At 63.8% G+C, this 15,356-nt stretch carries 13 protein-coding genes; 10 read left to right on the top strand and 3 right to left on the bottom strand.

Going from position 1 to position 15,356, the window contains the following annotated elements; genetic code table 11:
• Positions 1 to 128: 128 nt before the first annotated feature.
• Positions 129 to 1,337: a bifunctional 2-methylcitrate synthase/citrate synthase gene (gene prpC / locus EBQ26_RS09455; protein WP_122238769.1), complete on the bottom strand. Its 1,209-nt coding sequence runs from the start codon at positions 1,335 to 1,337 to the stop codon at positions 129 to 131.
• A complete protein-coding gene (locus tag EBQ26_RS09450; RefSeq protein ID WP_122238768.1) occupies positions 1,334 to 1,738 on the bottom strand; it encodes an acyl-CoA thioesterase in 405 nt (134 codons plus the stop codon). The genes prpC and EBQ26_RS09450 overlap by 4 nt, the downstream gene beginning before the upstream one ends.
• A 138-nt stretch (positions 1,739 to 1,876) precedes the next feature.
• On the opposite strand from EBQ26_RS09450, the gene EBQ26_RS09445 reads away from it, so the two are divergent.
• Positions 1,877 to 3,460 carry a short-chain fatty acyl-CoA regulator family protein gene (locus EBQ26_RS09445; protein WP_122238767.1) on the top strand — a complete coding sequence of 528 codons (1,584 nt, stop codon included), beginning with the start codon at positions 1,877 to 1,879 and terminating at the stop codon, positions 3,458 to 3,460.
• 239 nt (positions 3,461 to 3,699) lie between these two features.
• On the opposite strand, the gene EBQ26_RS09440 is transcribed toward EBQ26_RS09445, so the two are convergent.
• Positions 3,700 to 4,290: a TetR/AcrR family transcriptional regulator gene (locus EBQ26_RS09440; RefSeq protein WP_238944278.1), complete on the bottom strand. Its 591-nt coding sequence runs from the start codon at positions 4,288 to 4,290 to the stop codon at positions 3,700 to 3,702.
• Between the two features lie 134 nt (positions 4,291 to 4,424).
• Between EBQ26_RS09440 and EBQ26_RS09435 the strand changes: the two genes are divergently transcribed.
• From EBQ26_RS09435 to EBQ26_RS09395, 9 genes are all read left to right on the top strand, one after another.
• Positions 4,425 to 5,312, top strand: a complete 888-nt coding sequence (locus tag EBQ26_RS09435; protein WP_238944277.1) for a DMT family transporter — start codon at positions 4,425 to 4,427, stop codon at positions 5,310 to 5,312.
• A gap of 286 nt (positions 5,313 to 5,598) precedes the next feature.
• Complete coding sequence (dctP, locus tag EBQ26_RS09430; protein WP_122238764.1) at positions 5,599 to 6,573, top strand: TRAP transporter substrate-binding protein DctP; 975 nt, start codon at positions 5,599 to 5,601, stop codon at positions 6,571 to 6,573.
• 24 nt (positions 6,574 to 6,597) lie between these two features.
• Entirely contained in the window at positions 6,598 to 7,125 is a 528-nt protein-coding gene (locus tag EBQ26_RS09425; protein WP_122238807.1) for a TRAP transporter small permease, read from the top strand.
• Between the two features lie 4 nt (positions 7,126 to 7,129).
• On the top strand, positions 7,130 to 8,452 hold the full coding sequence (locus EBQ26_RS09420) for a TRAP transporter large permease (protein ID WP_122238763.1): 1,323 nt from the start codon (positions 7,130 to 7,132) through the stop codon (positions 8,450 to 8,452).
• Between the two features lie 207 nt (positions 8,453 to 8,659).
• Complete coding sequence (locus tag EBQ26_RS09415) at positions 8,660 to 10,837, top strand: thiamine pyrophosphate-dependent enzyme (protein ID WP_122238762.1); 2,178 nt, start codon at positions 8,660 to 8,662, stop codon at positions 10,835 to 10,837.
• Between the two features lie 13 nt (positions 10,838 to 10,850).
• Positions 10,851 to 12,425 (top strand): indolepyruvate oxidoreductase subunit beta family protein, encoded by a 1,575-nt coding sequence (locus tag EBQ26_RS09410; RefSeq protein ID WP_122238761.1) that lies wholly within the window; start codon positions 10,851 to 10,853, stop codon positions 12,423 to 12,425.
• The gene (locus EBQ26_RS09405; protein ID WP_122238760.1) at positions 12,418 to 13,407 is read left to right on the top strand and encodes a PDR/VanB family oxidoreductase; all 990 of its coding nucleotides are present in this window, start codon (positions 12,418 to 12,420) and stop codon (positions 13,405 to 13,407) included. Before EBQ26_RS09410 ends, EBQ26_RS09405 begins: the two co-directional genes overlap by 8 nt.
• 32 nt (positions 13,408 to 13,439) lie before the next feature.
• Positions 13,440 to 14,756 (top strand): aromatic ring-hydroxylating dioxygenase subunit alpha, encoded by a 1,317-nt coding sequence (locus EBQ26_RS09400; protein ID WP_122238759.1) that lies wholly within the window; start codon positions 13,440 to 13,442, stop codon positions 14,754 to 14,756.
• A gap of 1 nt (position 14,757) precedes the next feature.
• Positions 14,758 to 15,237 (top strand): aromatic-ring-hydroxylating dioxygenase subunit beta, encoded by a 480-nt coding sequence (locus EBQ26_RS09395; RefSeq protein ID WP_122238758.1) that lies wholly within the window; start codon positions 14,758 to 14,760, stop codon positions 15,235 to 15,237.
• Positions 15,238 to 15,356: the final 119 nt, after the last annotated feature.

Genomic DNA, 15,356 nt, shown 5'->3' with positions numbered 1-15,356 from the left:
AAGCGCATGGTTTTCTTTTTGATTGGTATTGTTGTTGCGAGAAATGGCGGATCAATCGGCAAGAAAAGCGCGGCATTTCGGCATGGTGGATATGCTGCGAAGTTTCCCTTGAAGTGGAAGGGGAGGGGTCAGGCGCGCGCCTCGATGGGCACGAAAGCCAGGTTCTCCGGCCCGGTGTAGTGGGCGCTGGGGCGGATGATCTTGCCGTCCTGGCGCTGCTCGATCACGTGCGCGCTCCAGCCCGCGGTGCGCGCCAGCACGAACAGCGGCGTGAACTGCGCCGTGGGCACGCCCATCATGTGGTAGCTCACGGCGCTGAACCAGTCCAGATTGGGGAACATGCGCTTGGCCTGCCACATCACCGCTTCGACGCGCTCGGCCACATCGAACAGGCGCATGGAGTCGGCCTCCTGCGAGAGCTGGCGCGCCACCTTCTTGATGACCTGGTTGCGCGGATCGGCAATGGTGTAGACCGGGTGGCCAAAGCCGATCACCACCTCCTTGGCCTCGACGCGGCGGCGGATGTCGGCCTCGGCCGCGTCCGGGTCAGCGTAGCGGCTCTGGATGTCGAAGGCCACCTCATTGGCCCCGCCGTGCTTGGGCCCGCGCAGCGCGCCAATGGCCCCGGCGATGGCCGAATACATGTCGCTGCCCGTGCCGGTGATGACGCGGCTGGTGAAGGTGCTGGCGTTGAATTCGTGCTCGGCGTACAGGATCAGGCTGGTGTGCATGGCGCGCACCCAAGAGTCGCTGGGGCGCTGGCCGTGCAGCAGGTGCAGGTAATGGCCGCCGATGGAGTCGTCATCGGTCAGCACCTCGATGCGCCGCCCGTTGTGGGCGAAGTGGTACCAGTACAGCAGCGCCGAGCCCAGCGAGGCTAGCAGCTTGTCGGCAATGTCGCGCGCGCCGGCTAGGCTTTGCTCCTCTTTTTCCGGCTGCACCGTGCCCAGCATGGAGACGTAGGTGCGCAGCACATCCATCGGGTGGGCGCTGGCGGGCAGGGCCTCGAGCACCGCGCGCGCCTGCGCGGGCAGGCCACGCAGGCCGCGCAGCTTGCCCAGATAGGCCGCCAGCTCGGCCGGGTTGGGCAGCTTGCCGTGCACCAGCAAATGCGCCACTTCTTCAAAAGTGCAGCGCTCGGCCACATCCAGAATGTCGTAGCCACGGTAGTGCAAATCGTTGCCCGAGCGCCCCACGGTGCACAGCGCGGTATTGCCCGCCGCCACGCCCGAGAGGGCGACGGATTTCTTGGGCTTGGCGGTGGCCGGGGCGGCCGATGTGGCACAGGTGGCAGATGCGGCAGGTGGGCTTTCCTGGGCGGTGGCGGTGGGGTTCATGGGGTTTTCTCCTGATTGGGATTGACGGCCTGGGGCACGGCCTTGGGTCTGCCGTGGGCATCGACGGCGACCATCTCAAACAAGCCTTGCAAGGCCAGCTCGGCGGGGATGCCCGGCGCTTGTTCGGCCAGGCCGTGCACGCACACCGTCATGGAGCTGCGGCCCACGCGCGCAACCCAGGCGCGCAGGCTGAGCGCGCTGCCCACGGCCACGGGGGCGAGAAATTGCACATCCACCACGCGGGCCATCACCACTTCGCTATGGGCAAATTGGCGGGCGCATAAATAAGCGCTCTTGGCCAGCATGCGCAGGCCATGACCGGCAAACAGGGTTTGGCGGTGGTTGGCATCTTGTGCAAGCACGATTTCTTGCACCTCGGTAGCACTGTCAAAGCTTGTCATGATTCGCAATGTACGCAAAAATTCTGGGCCGCATAAGAGCTGAAAAAGCGTAATGTTGCGAATCAAAATGCCAAATTTTGCAAATTTTGCGAATAACAAAAAGCGCGCTGTGTCGCGCCCCTTGCGAGCCTGCCAACGATGAAAAAAGTCTTTATGGGCGTGAAGCTGCGCCGCCTGCGCGATGAGCGCGGCCTCACACAAGCGGCGCTGGCCCAGGCGCTGGGCATCTCCACCAGCTACCTCAACCAGATCGAGCAAAACCAGCGCCCCTTGACGGTGGCTGTGCTGCTGAAAATCCACCGCGCGCTGGGGGTGGACATCCAGCAGTTTTCCGAAGACGAGCAGGCGCGCCTGATCGCCAGCTTGCGCGAGGCGCTGGTCGATGCGCCCGAGCCGATCAGCCTGCCGGAGCTGCAAGAAGTCGCCACGCAAATGCCCGCTCTGGGCCGCGCGCTGCTGGCGCTGCACCGCCGCCATCAGGACGCGCTGGACAAACTCGAAGCCCTGGCCTTGCAACTGGGCGATGGCCGTGGCGCTGCGCCCCAGGACGAAGCCGCTGGCGACAGCGCAAAAACTCCCACGGCTGATGCCACCCGCGCAGGCCGCCGCCCCGCCCAGCGCATCGCGGCCGCCGCCGCAGGCATTGCCGCGCCGCGCACCACGCCGTTTGAAGCCGTGCGTGATTTTTTCTACGCCCATCAAAACCATTTCGACGCCATCGACCGCGCCGCCGAAGCGTTGGCCGAACAAGCCCGGCAGGAGCAAAGCGCCCAGACCAGCGCCCACCACGCCAGCAGCCCGTTCGCCACACCTGCCTCGGCCAACGCCCAATGGCTGGCGCGCCGTCTGGCACAGGCGCATGGCATCACCGTCTTGCCCGCCCCGCCGGGCAGCGGCAGCAAGCGCCGCTTCGACCCGGCCGCGCGCACCTTGTTGCTGGATCGGCGGCTGGACGCCAGCCAGCGCAGCTTTCAAATGGCCACGCAATGGGCCTTGATCGAACACGCCCCGCTGCTCGACGCCCTCACCGAAGCTGCGCCCCTGGCCCACGACGAGCCAGCGCGGCGGCTGGCGCGCATCGGCCTGGCCAATTACTTTGCGGGCGCTTGGTTGCTGCCCTACCAGCGCTTTCTCGCCCAGGCTCAGGCGCTGCGTTACGACATCGACCTGCTGGCCGATGCCTTTGGCGTGGGCTTTGAAACCGTCTGCCACCGCCTCAGCACCTTGCAACGCCCCGGCGCGCCCGGCGTGCCGTTCTTCTTCGTGCGTGTGGACCGCGCGGGCAACATCAGCAAGCGCCAGTCGGCCACGCACTTTCACTTCAGCCGCACCGGCGGCACCTGCCCGCTGTGGAAGGTGTATGAGGCGTTCGAGCAGCCCGGCCGTGTGCTCACCCAACTGGCCAGCATGCCCGATGGGCGCATTTACCTCTGGATTGCCCGCACCGTCACACGCCGCGATCTGGGCGCCAGCGGCGCGGGCGGCTGGGGCGCGCCGCGCACCATGTTCTCCATCGGTCTGGGCTGCGATGTGCGCCATGCCAGCCAACTGGTGTATTCGCGCGGCCTGGACTGCAAAGACCCGCAAGCGGCCACGCCCATCGGCATGGGTTGCAAAGTCTGCGAGCGCCAAGACTGCCGCCAGCGCGCCTTCCCGTTTCTGGGCAGCACCTTGGCAGTGGATGAGCACCACAGCCACTTCAGCCCTTACGGCGCGGCGTAAGAGCCTGTTCAAAGTCTCTACACGGCGGTCAAGAGAACGGATTGGGGCGGCCTGCGGCGTTGCAAAGCCTCGCCATAGCGGGGGCTATGGCTGCGTTTTGCGCCTTGCAGCCCATCCCAAACCGCTTCTTGCCCGCTCGTGCCGAGACTTTGAACAGGCTCTAGGGGTTTGCCGGATTGGGGGGGCGCGGCGATCTCCGTTCAGATCGCTTTCGGCCCCTTTGCGCTAAGGCGGTGCGTCTAGCGCAGCAGCAACTGCACGAAAGCCTGTGTTTGCGTGTGCAACTGTGCGCGATCGCGCTGGATGCGCTCCATGACCGCCAGCCCTCGGGTGAAGGTCAGCACGGTCTGGGCCGTGGCCTGCGGCGGCAGGCGCAATTGCGCGCGCGCATCTGGTCTGTCCAGCCGCAGGGCCAACTGCGCTTGCAAACCTTGCAGAAACTGCTGCAAACGCTGGCGGATCGGGCCGTCATCGGCTTGCAGCTCCATGGCCGTGCGGGTGGTCAGGCAGCCGTGGGCCGGTCGGCCGCACATGTTGGATAGCGCCACATCGAAAAAGCCTTGCAACACGGCGGCTGCGTCAGCGTCGCTCGCGCCATCCGCAGTGCGCCAGGCAGTTTGCAATTTGCGCTCGAAGCGCTGCGCGTACAGATCGAAGGCGCGCAAAAACAGTGCCTGCTTGCTGCCAAAGGCGTGGTAGAGCGAGCCGCGCTGCACCTGGCTGGCCTGCGCCAGATCCTGCATGGAGCTGCCTTGCCAGCCCTTGGCGCGAAATACCTCCAGCATCTTGGGCACGATGGCCGCCTCGTCGAATTGTCGTACGCCGCTCACGCAAATTTCCTTTCTTGACATACCTGTCAAAATTGACAACACTGTCAAACATTCAAACCGGGCCGGGTTCTGCAAAACGCCCCGAGCCATGCTAACAAGCGCCGCTGAGGCGGCCTGGACGAAAGGCTTTGATGATGCAAACCAAGCGTTTCTGGCTGGGCGCGGCCTGTGGCGTCGGCTCTGCGCTGATATGGGGCGCCTTCCCGGTCATGACCCGCCTGAGTGTGGCCTATGCGCCGCTGGATGTGCTGGATATTGTCTTCATTCGCTACTTTTTCTCCGGCCTGCTGCTGGCGCCCTTTCTGCTGCGCAAGGGCCTGGGCGGCATCCCATGGTGGGGGCTGGCGCTGATGGTGCTGGGGATAGGCGCGCCTTACATGCTGGTGGTGGCGCAAGGGTTGCGCCAGGCACCGGTGGAGCAGTTTGCTGCCATCGTCCCGGCCAGCATGATCGTGTTCTCGCTGACCATTTCGATGCTGCTGCTGCGCACCCGGCTGCGCCGCAACGAATGGCTGGGCATTGCGCTGATCGTCCTCGGCATGTCCGCCGTGGCGTTGCACAGCATGGGCGCGGCTGGCTTGGGCGCGGCGCGGGCCTATGGGCTGTTTCTGCTTGGTGGCTTGCTGTGGGCCGTGTACACCGTCACTGCCAAGGCGCTGTGCCGCTCGGCTTTGCATGCCACGGCCATTGTGTCGGTGCTCTCCATGCTGCTGTTCGCGCCGCTGTACTTTTATTGCAAGGGCTTGGCACTGCTGGCGCAGCCATTGCCCGTGCTGCTGCCGCACATCGTCTATCAAGGTTTTTTCGTTTCCATCTTGGCTTTATATCTGTACAGCCAGGCGGTGTTGCTGCTGGGGCCAGCCGTGGGCAGCTTGTTTGCCGCGCTGGTGCCGGGTCTGGCTACGGTGATTGCGGCCCTGTTCTTGCGCGAGCAACCGGCGCTGGCCACCATCGCTGGGCTGCTGCTGGTCATGCTGGGTATGGGCGTGGCCTTGTTCAGGGCGCAACCGGCACGGGGTTGATGGCGTGCGTGAGAGCCTGTTCAAAGCCTCTGCACAGCCGACCAATGGGCAAAGCATGGCTTGCGTGCGACAGCGACGAAAAGCGCAGGCGGTGCGCTCGCAGCGCCATGAATGGCTGCATGTAATGTGATTGCGGATGTATTGCAACATATTGATTTTCAAATGAATTTTCTAAAGTAAAAGGCTTTTCGCAAGGGGGGTGGTTCAGGGTTTCTCATGATTGCTGCAATGTTTAGGCTTAAACAAAATGGTTGGAAAACCATTTTTTGCATGAACAGGAGGCGTTATGAAGCGATTGGGCGCGTGGGCGATAGCGGGTGTGTTGTTGGTGGCGGCAGGCGCTGCCACGGCAGGGGAAGTGACCTTGAAGGCGGTCAATGCGTTTGTGGCGGATACGTTTTTTGCCCGGCGTTTCGAGGCTTTTGTTCAGAAGGTCAATGAGGAAGGCAAGGGCCTGGTGCAAATCAAGGTCGTGGGCGGGCCGGAGGCGATTCCGGTCTTTGAGATTGGCAATGCGGTGCGCGCGGGCGTGGTGGATTTGGCCAATACCTCAGCGGTGTTCCATGCCAATTTGGTGCCCGAGGCGCTGGCGATGACGTTTACCGACCAGCCTATCCAGGCCCTGCGCGCCAATGGCGGCCACGAGTTGATGAATCGGCTGCACCAGCAAAAGGCCAACATGGTGTGGCTGGCGCGTGTCAGCGACGGGCTCGATTACCACATCTACAGCAACAAGAAGGTGGACAAGCTCGAGGATCTCAAGGGTTTGAAGCTGCGCAGCACGCCCATTTACCTGGCGTTTTTCCGCGCGCTGGGCGCATCGGCGCTGCAAGTGGCCCCCGGCGAGGTGTATACCGCGCTGGAGCGGGGTGTGGTCGATGGCTATGGCTGGCCGTCGGTGGGGGTGATGGATTTAGGCTGGCAGGAAAAAACCCGTTACCGCATCGATCCGGGCTTTTACAACGTGGAGGTCAGCCTGTTCATGAACAAGCGCAGTTGGGAGGGTTTGACGCCCGAGCAGCGCCAGTTCCTGGACAAGATGGTGCAGTGGGTGGAGGCCGATAACGCCCGCGATCCGGCTCTGGCAGCAGAGGAAAAACAGCGCTTGCAGCAAGCGGGCGTGCAAATCCTGCAATGGGCGCCGGAACAGGCCGAGGCGTTGCGGGAGGCGGCCTATGGCGCGGGCTGGGCGGCGATCAAAAAAGTCAATCCCAAAGATGCGCCGGAGATTGAAAAGCTCTTTCGCACGGGCAAGCCATAACAAGGGGCGGTGATGGCGATGCAAATGCCTGCGCCGCAGGCGCACAACCCGCCCGCGCCTGCTGTGCGCGGTTGGTATGGCCGTTTGATGCAGGTCTGCGGCGCTGTGGCGGCGATGCTGTTCGGCGCAATGGGCGTATTGATTGCCAGCGATGTGGTGCTGCGCAATCTGGGCTTGCACTGGATTGTGGCGAGCACGGAAATTTCAGAGTACATGCTGATGGTGGCGACCTTCATCGCCGCGCCCTGGCTGCTCTATCACAACGGACATATCCGCATCGACCTGCTGGTGCAAAAGCTGCCCTTGCGCTGGGCCTTGCGCCTGGAGTTGTTGTGCGATGCGCTGGCGTTTGCCGTCTGTGCGGTGCTGGCCTGGCAATCGGTGCGCGTGGCCCGGGATGCGGCGCAGCAGGGGGCGATGGTGTTCAAGGAATGGATGTTCCCCGAGTGGTGGCTGAGTGTGCCCTTGCTGCTGGGGGCGGTGTTGCTGGCGATGGAATTTGCGCGCCGTGCGCTGCGCGCCTGGCGCATGCTGGCGCGCACGGGAGGGTAGGGGCATGGAATGGCAGTGGGCGCTGGCCCTGATGCTGGGCTGCTTGTTTTTCTTCATGGGCATTGGTCTGCCCGTCGTGTTCGCCTTTCTGGGCGTGAACCTGATTGGCGCCTGGTGTTTCCTGGGTGGCGAGGCGGGCCTGGCGCAATGGGTGCGCAATACCTCGTCGGCGCTGGTGAATTTTTCGCTGACGCCGATTCCGCTGTTCGTCTGGATGGGTGAAATCCTGCTGCAAAGCGGTTTGGCCTTCAAGGCCATCGGGGCGATCGAGCGTGTGATCCACCGCGTGCCGGGCAAGCTCTCCATCGTCACCATCCTGGGCGGCACCACGTTTGCCACGCTATCGGGCTCGTCCATTGCCAATACCGCCATGATGGGCAGCGTGATGCTGCCGGAGATGCTGCGCCGGGGCTACCACCCCTCCATGTCGATGGGGCCGATCATGGCCGTGGGCGGCATTGCCATGCTGATCCCGCCGTCGGCCCTGGCAGTGATGCTGGGTAGCCTGGCGGGTATTTCCATTGAGGGGTTGCTGATTGGCGGCATCGTGCCGGCGCTGCTGATGGCGGCCTTGTTTTTGCTGTACGTCGTGGCGCGCAGCTACTGGCGTGCGCAGGATGCGCCCATTGCGCAAGAGCACGACGAGCCGGATGTACGCGGCTGGGCGCGCTGGCAGCCGTTTTTCGTTCATGTGTTGCCGCTGCTGGGGATTTTTCTGGCGGTGGTCGGTTCGATGTTTGCGGGCTGGGCCTCGCCGACCGAATCGGCTGCCATTGGCGCCATGGCCTCGCTGGCGGCGGCGCTGGCCTACCGCGCGCTGAGCTGGCAGGCGCTGTGCAAAAGCCTGGTGGAAACGGCCAAGGTTTCGGTGGTCATCCTGTTCGTGCTGGCGGCTTCCACGACCTTTGCCCAATTGCTCAGCTTCTCTGGCGCCAGTGCGGGGCTGCTGGGCTTGATCCATGCCATGGAGTTCTCGCCCGCCATGCTGGTGTTGGGCATGCTGCTGATTTTGCTGGTGCTGGGCATGGTGCTGGACCAGATCAGCATGATGATGCTGACCCTGCCGTTTTTCATGCCGCTGGCGCAAAGCGCTGGCATCGACACCGTTTGGCTGGGCGTGATGATGCTGGTGGCGATGGAGATTGGCCTGCTTACGCCGCCGTTTGGCCTGCTGCTGCTGGTGATGCAAAGCGTGGCGCCCAAGGGCATAGAGCTGGCGCAGGTGTATCGCGCCGCGCTGCCGTTTGTGTTGCTGGAATTGCTGCTGCTGGCGCTGGTATTCATGCTGCCGGGTATTGCCACGGGTTTACCCGGGTTGATGCGTTAGATGCTTTGATTACAAATCAAAGGAAATAAAACAATGGCATTTCGGCATGATTTCATTGGTATTGAAAAATACTTTGATTGGAAATTCAGATTTTTGGAAATCTCCCTTTCCCAGCGCACTAGGGTTTTACAGGATTCGAAAATGTTTGGACCTAAATAAACTGAATCCAAAGCATGAGGCATGCAAAACTAGCGGGAAAGAACCACGATGGCAGAGCGATCTTTTGTTGAAGAAGTCAAAAAGCTGCGATTGAGCGATGGCGAGGTTTTTCGCGGCGAGGGCATTCTGGCGGTGACCAAGGCCTTGCTGGAATCGGGCGTGGCCTACGTTGGGGGCTACCAAGGCTCGCCCATCTCGCACTTGATGGATGTGCTGGCCGATGCGCAGGACATCCTGGCCGAATACGGCATCCGCTTCGAAAACAGCGCCAGCGAGGCCACGGCGGCGGCCATGCTGGCGGCCTCGGTCAACTACCCGCTGCGCGGCGCCGTGACGTTCAAGGCCACGGTGGGCACCAACGTCGCCTCGGATGCGCTGGCCAACCTGGCCTCGGGCGGGGTGAAGGGCGGGGCGCTGGTGATCGTGGGCGAGGATTACGGCGAAGGCTCTTCCATCATGCAAGAGCGCAGCCATGCGTTTGCCATGAAGTCGCAGATGTGGCTGCTCGATCCGCGCCCCAATCTGGAGAGCATCGTCAAGGCCGTCAAGCAAGGCTTTGAGCTTTCCGAGGCCAGTCATACGCCGGTGATGCTGCAATTGCGCATCCGCGCCTGCCACGTGCATGGGCAGTTTGTGGCTTCGGACAACCAGCGCCCGCGCTTTACCGTGCAGGACGCGCTGGAGCAGCCCCAGCGCGATGTGCAACGCATCGTGTTGCCACCGGCGAGCTTTTTGCACGAGCAGGAAAAAATCCAGCAGCGCTGGCCTGCCGCGCTGGAATTCATTGAAGCCAACGGCCTCAATGAATTCTTCGCCGCCGATGCCGACGACATCGGCATCATCGTGCAGGGCGGCACCTACAACACCCTGCTGCGCGTGCTCGAGCGCCTGGGCCTGGCCGATGTGTACGGCAACAGCCGCATTCCGCTGTACGTGATGAACGTGGCCTACCCGGTGGTGGACAGGGAAGTGCTGCGCTTTTGCCAGGGCAAGCGGGCGGTGCTGATGGTGGAGGAAGGGCAACCCAACTTCATCGAGCAGAACATGGCCGCCATCCTGCGCCAGCACGGCAGCGATTGCGCGCTGCACGGCAAGGACATGCTGCCCATGGCGGGCGAATACGCAGCGCAGGTGCTGATGCAAGGGGTGCGCAGCTTTGCCCAGCGCTATGGGCGCTTGCCCGCCGAGCAGCCCAAAAGTCAGGCAGCGCCATCGCCGCAACCCGCGCGCAAGGTCATTCCCATCCTGCCGCAAGGCGAGCTGGCGCCGCTGGCGCAAAGCGTGCACGCCCGCCCGCCAGGGTTTTGCACAGGCTGCCCCGAGCGCCCCATCTTCAGCGCCATGAAGCTGCTGGAGCGCGAAATCGGCCCGCAGCACGTCAGCGCCGATATTGGCTGCCACTTGTTTTCCATCCTGCCGCCCTTCAACCTGGGCAATACCACCATGGGCTACGGTTTGGGCAGCGCAGGCTCTGCCGCGCTCAACACGGCCGGCGGCAAGCGCGCCATTTCCATGATGGGCGACGGCGGCTTTTGGCACAACGGCTTGACCAGCGGCGTCGCCAACGCTGTTTTCAACCGCAGCGACAACTTGATCGTGGTGGTGGACAACAGCTACACCTCGGCCACGGGCGGGCAGGACATCCTCTCGTCCAAGGCGCTCAACCCCTCGCGCAGCACGGGGCACGCCATCGAGCAGGCCGTGCGCGGCGTGGGCGTGCAATGGGTGCGCACGGTGCGGCGCACCTACGATGTGGCCGCCATGCGCGACGCCATGAAGGAGGCGCTGACCACGCCCGACAAAGGCCCCAAAGTGGTGATCGCCCAGTCCGAGTGCATGCTCAACCGCCAGCGGCGCGAAAAACCGCTGATGCGCAAGGCCGCCGCCGAGGGGCGGCGCGTCGTGCGCGACAAATTCGGCGTGGATCACGATACCTGCACGGGCGACCACTCCTGCATCCGCATTTCGGGCTGCCCCTCGCTGTCCATCAAAAGCCATCCCGACCCGCTGCGCACCGATCCGGTGGCCACCGTGCTCGACAGTTGCGTGGGCTGCGGCCACTGCGGCGATGTGTCGCATGCGGCGGTGCTCTGCCCCTCCTTCTACCGGGCGCGCGTGGTCAGCAATCCCGGCTGGTGGGAGCGCCTGCGCGCGCGCCTGCGCCAGGCCCTGATTGGCCGCATGCAAGCCGCCCAGGCTCGCCGTCGTGCGCGTTATTCGTTCTGAAGGGGGCAGATGTATGGGAGCGCAAGCCATCAAAATTGCCATCCTCGCCATGGGCGGCGAGGGCGGGGGCGTACTGGCCGACTGGATCGTGAATCTGGGCGAGCACCAGGACTACATAGCCCAGACCACCTCGGTGCCGGGTGTGGCCCAGCGCACGGGGGCGACGATTTACTACGTCGAGCTATTCCCCAAGGCGGAAGCCGAGCGCGCAGGCCAACAGCCCGTGCTGGCGCTGATGCCTCTGCCCGGCGATGTGGACGTGGTGCTGGCCTCGGAGTTGATGGAGGCCGGACGCGCCGTGCAGCGCGGGCTGGTCACGCCCGATCGCACCACCTTGATTGCCTCTACCCACCGCGTTTATTCCATCGCGGAAAAAAGCGCCATGGGCGATGGCCGGGTGGACAGCCGCCAACTGCTGGCCCATGCCGATGCGGCGGCGCAGCGCTTCATCCATTTCGACATGGCCGAGGCGGCCCAGCAAGCCGGCAGCGTCATCAGCGCCGTGCTGTTTGGCGCCTTGGCTGGCAGCGGCGTGCTGCCTTTTACGCGTGAGCAGTTCGAAGCCACCATCGAGCGCGGCGGCATTGGCGTCAAGGCCAGCCTCAAGGCCTTTGGCGCGGCCTATGCCAAGGCGCAAAGTGCAGCAGAGGGCAATGATGCTGGCGCCGCCGAGGCCGGTTCGGCTCCTGTCGAGCCAGTGGAGCCGCCACCGCACAGCGATGAGCCAGAGCTGCGTGCGCTCATTGATCAGGTGCAGCGCGACTTTCCCCCGGCCCAGCACGCACGGCTGTACCAGGGCTTGCGCCGTCTGGTGGATTACCAGGACCCGGCCTATGCCCGTCTGTATCTGGAGCGCTTGCAGGCCTTGCAGGCACAAGTCGGTCAAAGTGGCGGGCAGGGCGGCAGCGAAGTGCTGCACGAAACCGCCCGCTATCTGGCCCTGTGGATGTCCTACGAAGACACGCCGCGCGTGGCCGATCTGAAAACCCGCGCCAGCCGTTTCGAGCGTGTGCGCGCCGAATCGCAGGCGGGTGAGCAGATGCTGCACATCCACGAATTCATGCACCCGCGCTTGCAGGAAGTGTGTGAAACCCTGCCCGCCCCGGCCGGTCACTGGCTGATGCAATCGGGCCTGCCCCGGCGCATCGTCGAGCGCCTCACCCGCAAAGGGCGTGTCGTGCACACCAACTCGTTACACGGCTACCTGCTGCTGCGCGCCGTGGCTTGGGCAGCGCGCTGGCGTCAGCGCACCACGCGCTACGCACGCGAAAACGCCATGATCGAAGACTGGCTGGCCCGCATCACAGCCGCCGTCCCGGAGCAACCAGCCCTGGCCCTGGAAATCGCCCGTTGCCAAAACCTCGTCAAAGGCTATAGCGACACCCACGAGCGGGGCCAGCGCAATTACCGCACGCTGATGCAAGCCATCGATACCGCGCAAGCCCAGGGCAGCCTCACCCCCACCCTGCTGGAGAGCTGGCGCAAAGCTGCTCTGGCCGACGAACACGGCCACAAGCTGCGCGAGGCGCTGGCTGCCAGTGGCATCGCCATCGTCCAACCAGCGATTGAGGAGCACCACCATGCCTGATGTCACCCCACTCACGTTGCGGGTCGCGCACACGCGCCAGCTCAGCCCGCTGATTCGCCTGCTCTGCCTGCAAGCACAAGACGGCGCGGCCCTGCCCGGCTACACGCCCGGCGCCCACATCCAGGTGCGCGTGAGCCTGGCCGATGGGCGTGAGGACTGGCGTCACTACTCGCTCATTGAACTCACCGGGCATGAGCAGGCCCGCAAGACGCCCGCCAGCTACACCATTGCCGTGCGGCTGGAGGAGGCGGGCCGGGGCGGCTCGCGCTTCATGCACGAGGGCTTGCAGGAGGGCAGCGTGGTGCGGGTGCTGCCGCCGCGCAACGACTTTCCGATGCACGACGGCGCGCCTGGCGCGGTGCTGGCGGCAGGCGGCATCGGCGTTACCCCGCTGGCCAGCATGGCTGCCGCGCGACGGGCGACTGGCCAGCCCGTGCGCATGGTCTATGCGGGCCGCCAGCGAAGCCAAATGGCGTTTCTGGACGAGCTGCAAGCCCTACTGGGCGATGCGCTGGAGGTGCATGCCGACGACGAGCGCGGCGCGGCGCTGGATGCGCGGGCGCTGGTGGCCGCGTGCACGGCCGATGAGCACCTCTACGTCTGCGGTCCGCAAGTGATGCTTGATGCCGTGCTGGCCGCCGCCCAGGCCCAGGGCATGGCGCGCGAGCGCGTGCACTTCGAACTGTTTGCCGCGCCTGCGGGCGAAGCGGGTGACGGCGCGTTTGAAATCGTTCTGGCCCAAAGCGGCCAGACCCTGACCGTGGAGGCGGGCCAGACCATTCTGGATTGCCTGCTGGCCAACGGCCATGACCCCATGTTCGATTGCCAGCGCGGCGAATGCGGCGTGTGTGCGGTGGACGTACTCGAAGGCGAGGTCGATCACCGTGATTACGTGCTCTCGCCAAGCGAGAAGGACTCGAACAAGGTCATCCAGATTTGCATCTCCCGCGCCAAAAGCCCCCGGCTGGTGCTGGACATGTAGGGCCTCTGTTCACACTACCGAAGGAGACAGCCATGAGCCGCTATGCGCAGCCCAAAGCCATTCAAGCCCTGGTGCGCGACCTGGAAGTGCACCGCGATTTGTTCATCGACCAGGAGCTTTTCGAGCTGGAGATGAAGCACCTTTTTGCCAATGTCTGGATCTACGTCGGCCATGCCAGCCAGGTGCCCAAGCCGGGCGATTTCTACGCCACCACCATTGGTGATCAGCCCGTAGTCATGGTGCGCCACAGCGACCAAAGCATCCGGGTGCTGCACAACCGCTGCCCGCACAAGGGGGTGCGCATCACCGGGGAAACTTATGGCAGTACCGGCAAGTTCTTCCGTTGCCCCTACCACGCCTGGACGTTCAAAACCGATGGCAGCCTGCTGTCCATCCCGCTGAAAAAAGGCTACGACAACACGGGTTTCGAAAACTGCGAGGCCAAGGGCGGCATGGCCAGCGTGGGCGCGGTAGAGGTGTATCGCGACTTCGTCTTCGCCCGCCTCAACCCCGAGGGCATCGGCTTTGAGGAGTTTTTCGGCGAATCGCTCAGCACGCTGGACAACATGGTCGATCGCTCGCCCGAAGGAAAGCTGGAGGTCGCAGGCGGCGTGATCCGCTACATGCACGATTGCAACTGGAAGATGCTGGTGGACAACCAGACCGACACCTGCCACCCCATGGTGGCGCACGAGTCCTCCGCGGGCACGGCCGTCAAGGTGTGGGAAAACGCCCCGCCGGGCACGCCCAAGCCGATGGCGGTGGAGCTGTTCGCTCCGTTTGTCAGCCCATACGAGTTTTTCGAGAACATGGGCATTCGCGTCTGGCGCAATGGTCACGGCCACACGGGCGTGGCCGACTCCATCCACGCCGACTACTCGCCCGTGCCCGGCTATCACGAGCAAATGGTGGCCGCCTACGGCGAGGAGCGCGCCCGGCAGATTCTGGGCGACGTGCGGCACAACACCGTGTACTTCCCTAACATCATGGTCAAGGGGCCAATCCAGACCCTGCGCCTGTTCAAACCCATTGCCGCCAACAAGACGCTGGTCGAATCCTGGACGTTCCGCCTCATGGGTGCGCCTGATCTGCTGCTGGAGCGCACGCTGATGTACAACCGCCTGATCAATGCACCGACCTCCGTGGTCGGCCACGACGATCTGGAAATGTATGAGCGGGCCCAGCAGGCCCTGCACTCGCGCGGGCGCGAATGGGTCAACGTGGCGCGCCTGTTCGACCCGGCCGAATTGCAGCAGGACAGCGCCGTGACCAACGGTACCAACGAATGGCAAATGCGCGGCCAATACCGCGCCTGGGCCCGTTTCATGACCGCATCCATGGAGCAGTGACATGTACCCCAGCAACGAAGACCTGATCGAGTTCGTCTATGCCGAGGCGCAGCTGCTGGACGAGCAGCGTTTTGATGAATGGTTGGCACTGTTCACCGAGGACGGCCACTACTGGATGCCGCTGGCGCCCGGACAAGAGGATGCGCGCCTGCACGCATCGCTGATGTACGAAGACCGCCTGCTGCTGCAAGTGCGCATCGAGCGCCTCAACGGTCAGCGCACCTTCTCGCAACAGCCCAAAAGCCGCTGCCACCACCTGTTGCAGCACCCCCGCGTGATTTCGCGCGACGAGGCTGGCGGCCAGTACGTGGTGCGCTGCGCCTGGCATTACGTGGAACAGCGCGATGAGGCGCAAACCCTGTATGCGGGCTGGAGCAGCTTTCATCTGGTGCAGGTCGATGGTGCGCTACGCATGCGCCTGAAGCGGGTGGACTTGCTCAACTGCGATGCGCCGCTGGGCAGCATCCAGTTGTTTATTTAAGGCGCACGCCAGAAATGGCAGATCAAAGTGAAATTTTTTTTATCCATGACATGCCTAAAAGGAAATATTTTGTTTCTTTTGATTGGTAATTTTGTCCGCGCAAGCCGTGTTGACGGGGG

It is taken from the genome of Allofranklinella schreckenbergeri (assembly GCF_003703475.1).
GTDB classification, from domain to species: domain Bacteria; phylum Pseudomonadota; class Gammaproteobacteria; order Burkholderiales; family Burkholderiaceae_C; genus Lampropedia; species Lampropedia schreckenbergeri.
This window is presented reverse-complemented; position numbering and strand designations above follow the sequence as displayed.

Excerpts from the sequence above, each read along its gene's own strand:
- EBQ26_RS09435 (WP_238944277.1), top strand. The coding sequence starts at position 4,425 with ATGCAAACCAAGCGTTTCTGGCTGGGCGCGGCCTGTGGCGTCGGCTCT.
- EBQ26_RS09425 (WP_122238807.1), top strand. The coding sequence starts at position 6,598 with ATGCCTGCGCCGCAGGCGCACAACCCGCCCGCGCCTGCTGTGCGCGGT.
- prpC (WP_122238769.1), bottom strand. The coding sequence starts at position 1,337 with ATGAACCCCACCGCCACCGCCCAGGAAAGCCCACCTGCCGCATCTGCC.
- EBQ26_RS09395 (WP_122238758.1), top strand. The coding sequence starts at position 14,758 with ATGTACCCCAGCAACGAAGACCTGATCGAGTTCGTCTATGCCGAGGCG.
- EBQ26_RS09420 (WP_122238763.1), top strand. The coding sequence starts at position 7,130 with ATGGAATGGCAGTGGGCGCTGGCCCTGATGCTGGGCTGCTTGTTTTTC.
- EBQ26_RS09445 (WP_122238767.1), top strand. The coding sequence starts at position 1,877 with ATGAAAAAAGTCTTTATGGGCGTGAAGCTGCGCCGCCTGCGCGATGAG.
- EBQ26_RS09415 (WP_122238762.1), top strand. The coding sequence starts at position 8,660 with ATGGCAGAGCGATCTTTTGTTGAAGAAGTCAAAAAGCTGCGATTGAGC.
- EBQ26_RS09450 (WP_122238768.1), bottom strand. The coding sequence starts at position 1,738 with ATGACAAGCTTTGACAGTGCTACCGAGGTGCAAGAAATCGTGCTTGCA.
- EBQ26_RS09400 (WP_122238759.1), top strand. The coding sequence starts at position 13,440 with ATGAGCCGCTATGCGCAGCCCAAAGCCATTCAAGCCCTGGTGCGCGAC.
- dctP (WP_122238764.1), top strand. The coding sequence starts at position 5,599 with ATGAAGCGATTGGGCGCGTGGGCGATAGCGGGTGTGTTGTTGGTGGCG.
- EBQ26_RS09405 (WP_122238760.1), top strand. The coding sequence starts at position 12,418 with ATGCCTGATGTCACCCCACTCACGTTGCGGGTCGCGCACACGCGCCAG.
- EBQ26_RS09410 (WP_122238761.1), top strand. The coding sequence starts at position 10,851 with ATGGGAGCGCAAGCCATCAAAATTGCCATCCTCGCCATGGGCGGCGAG.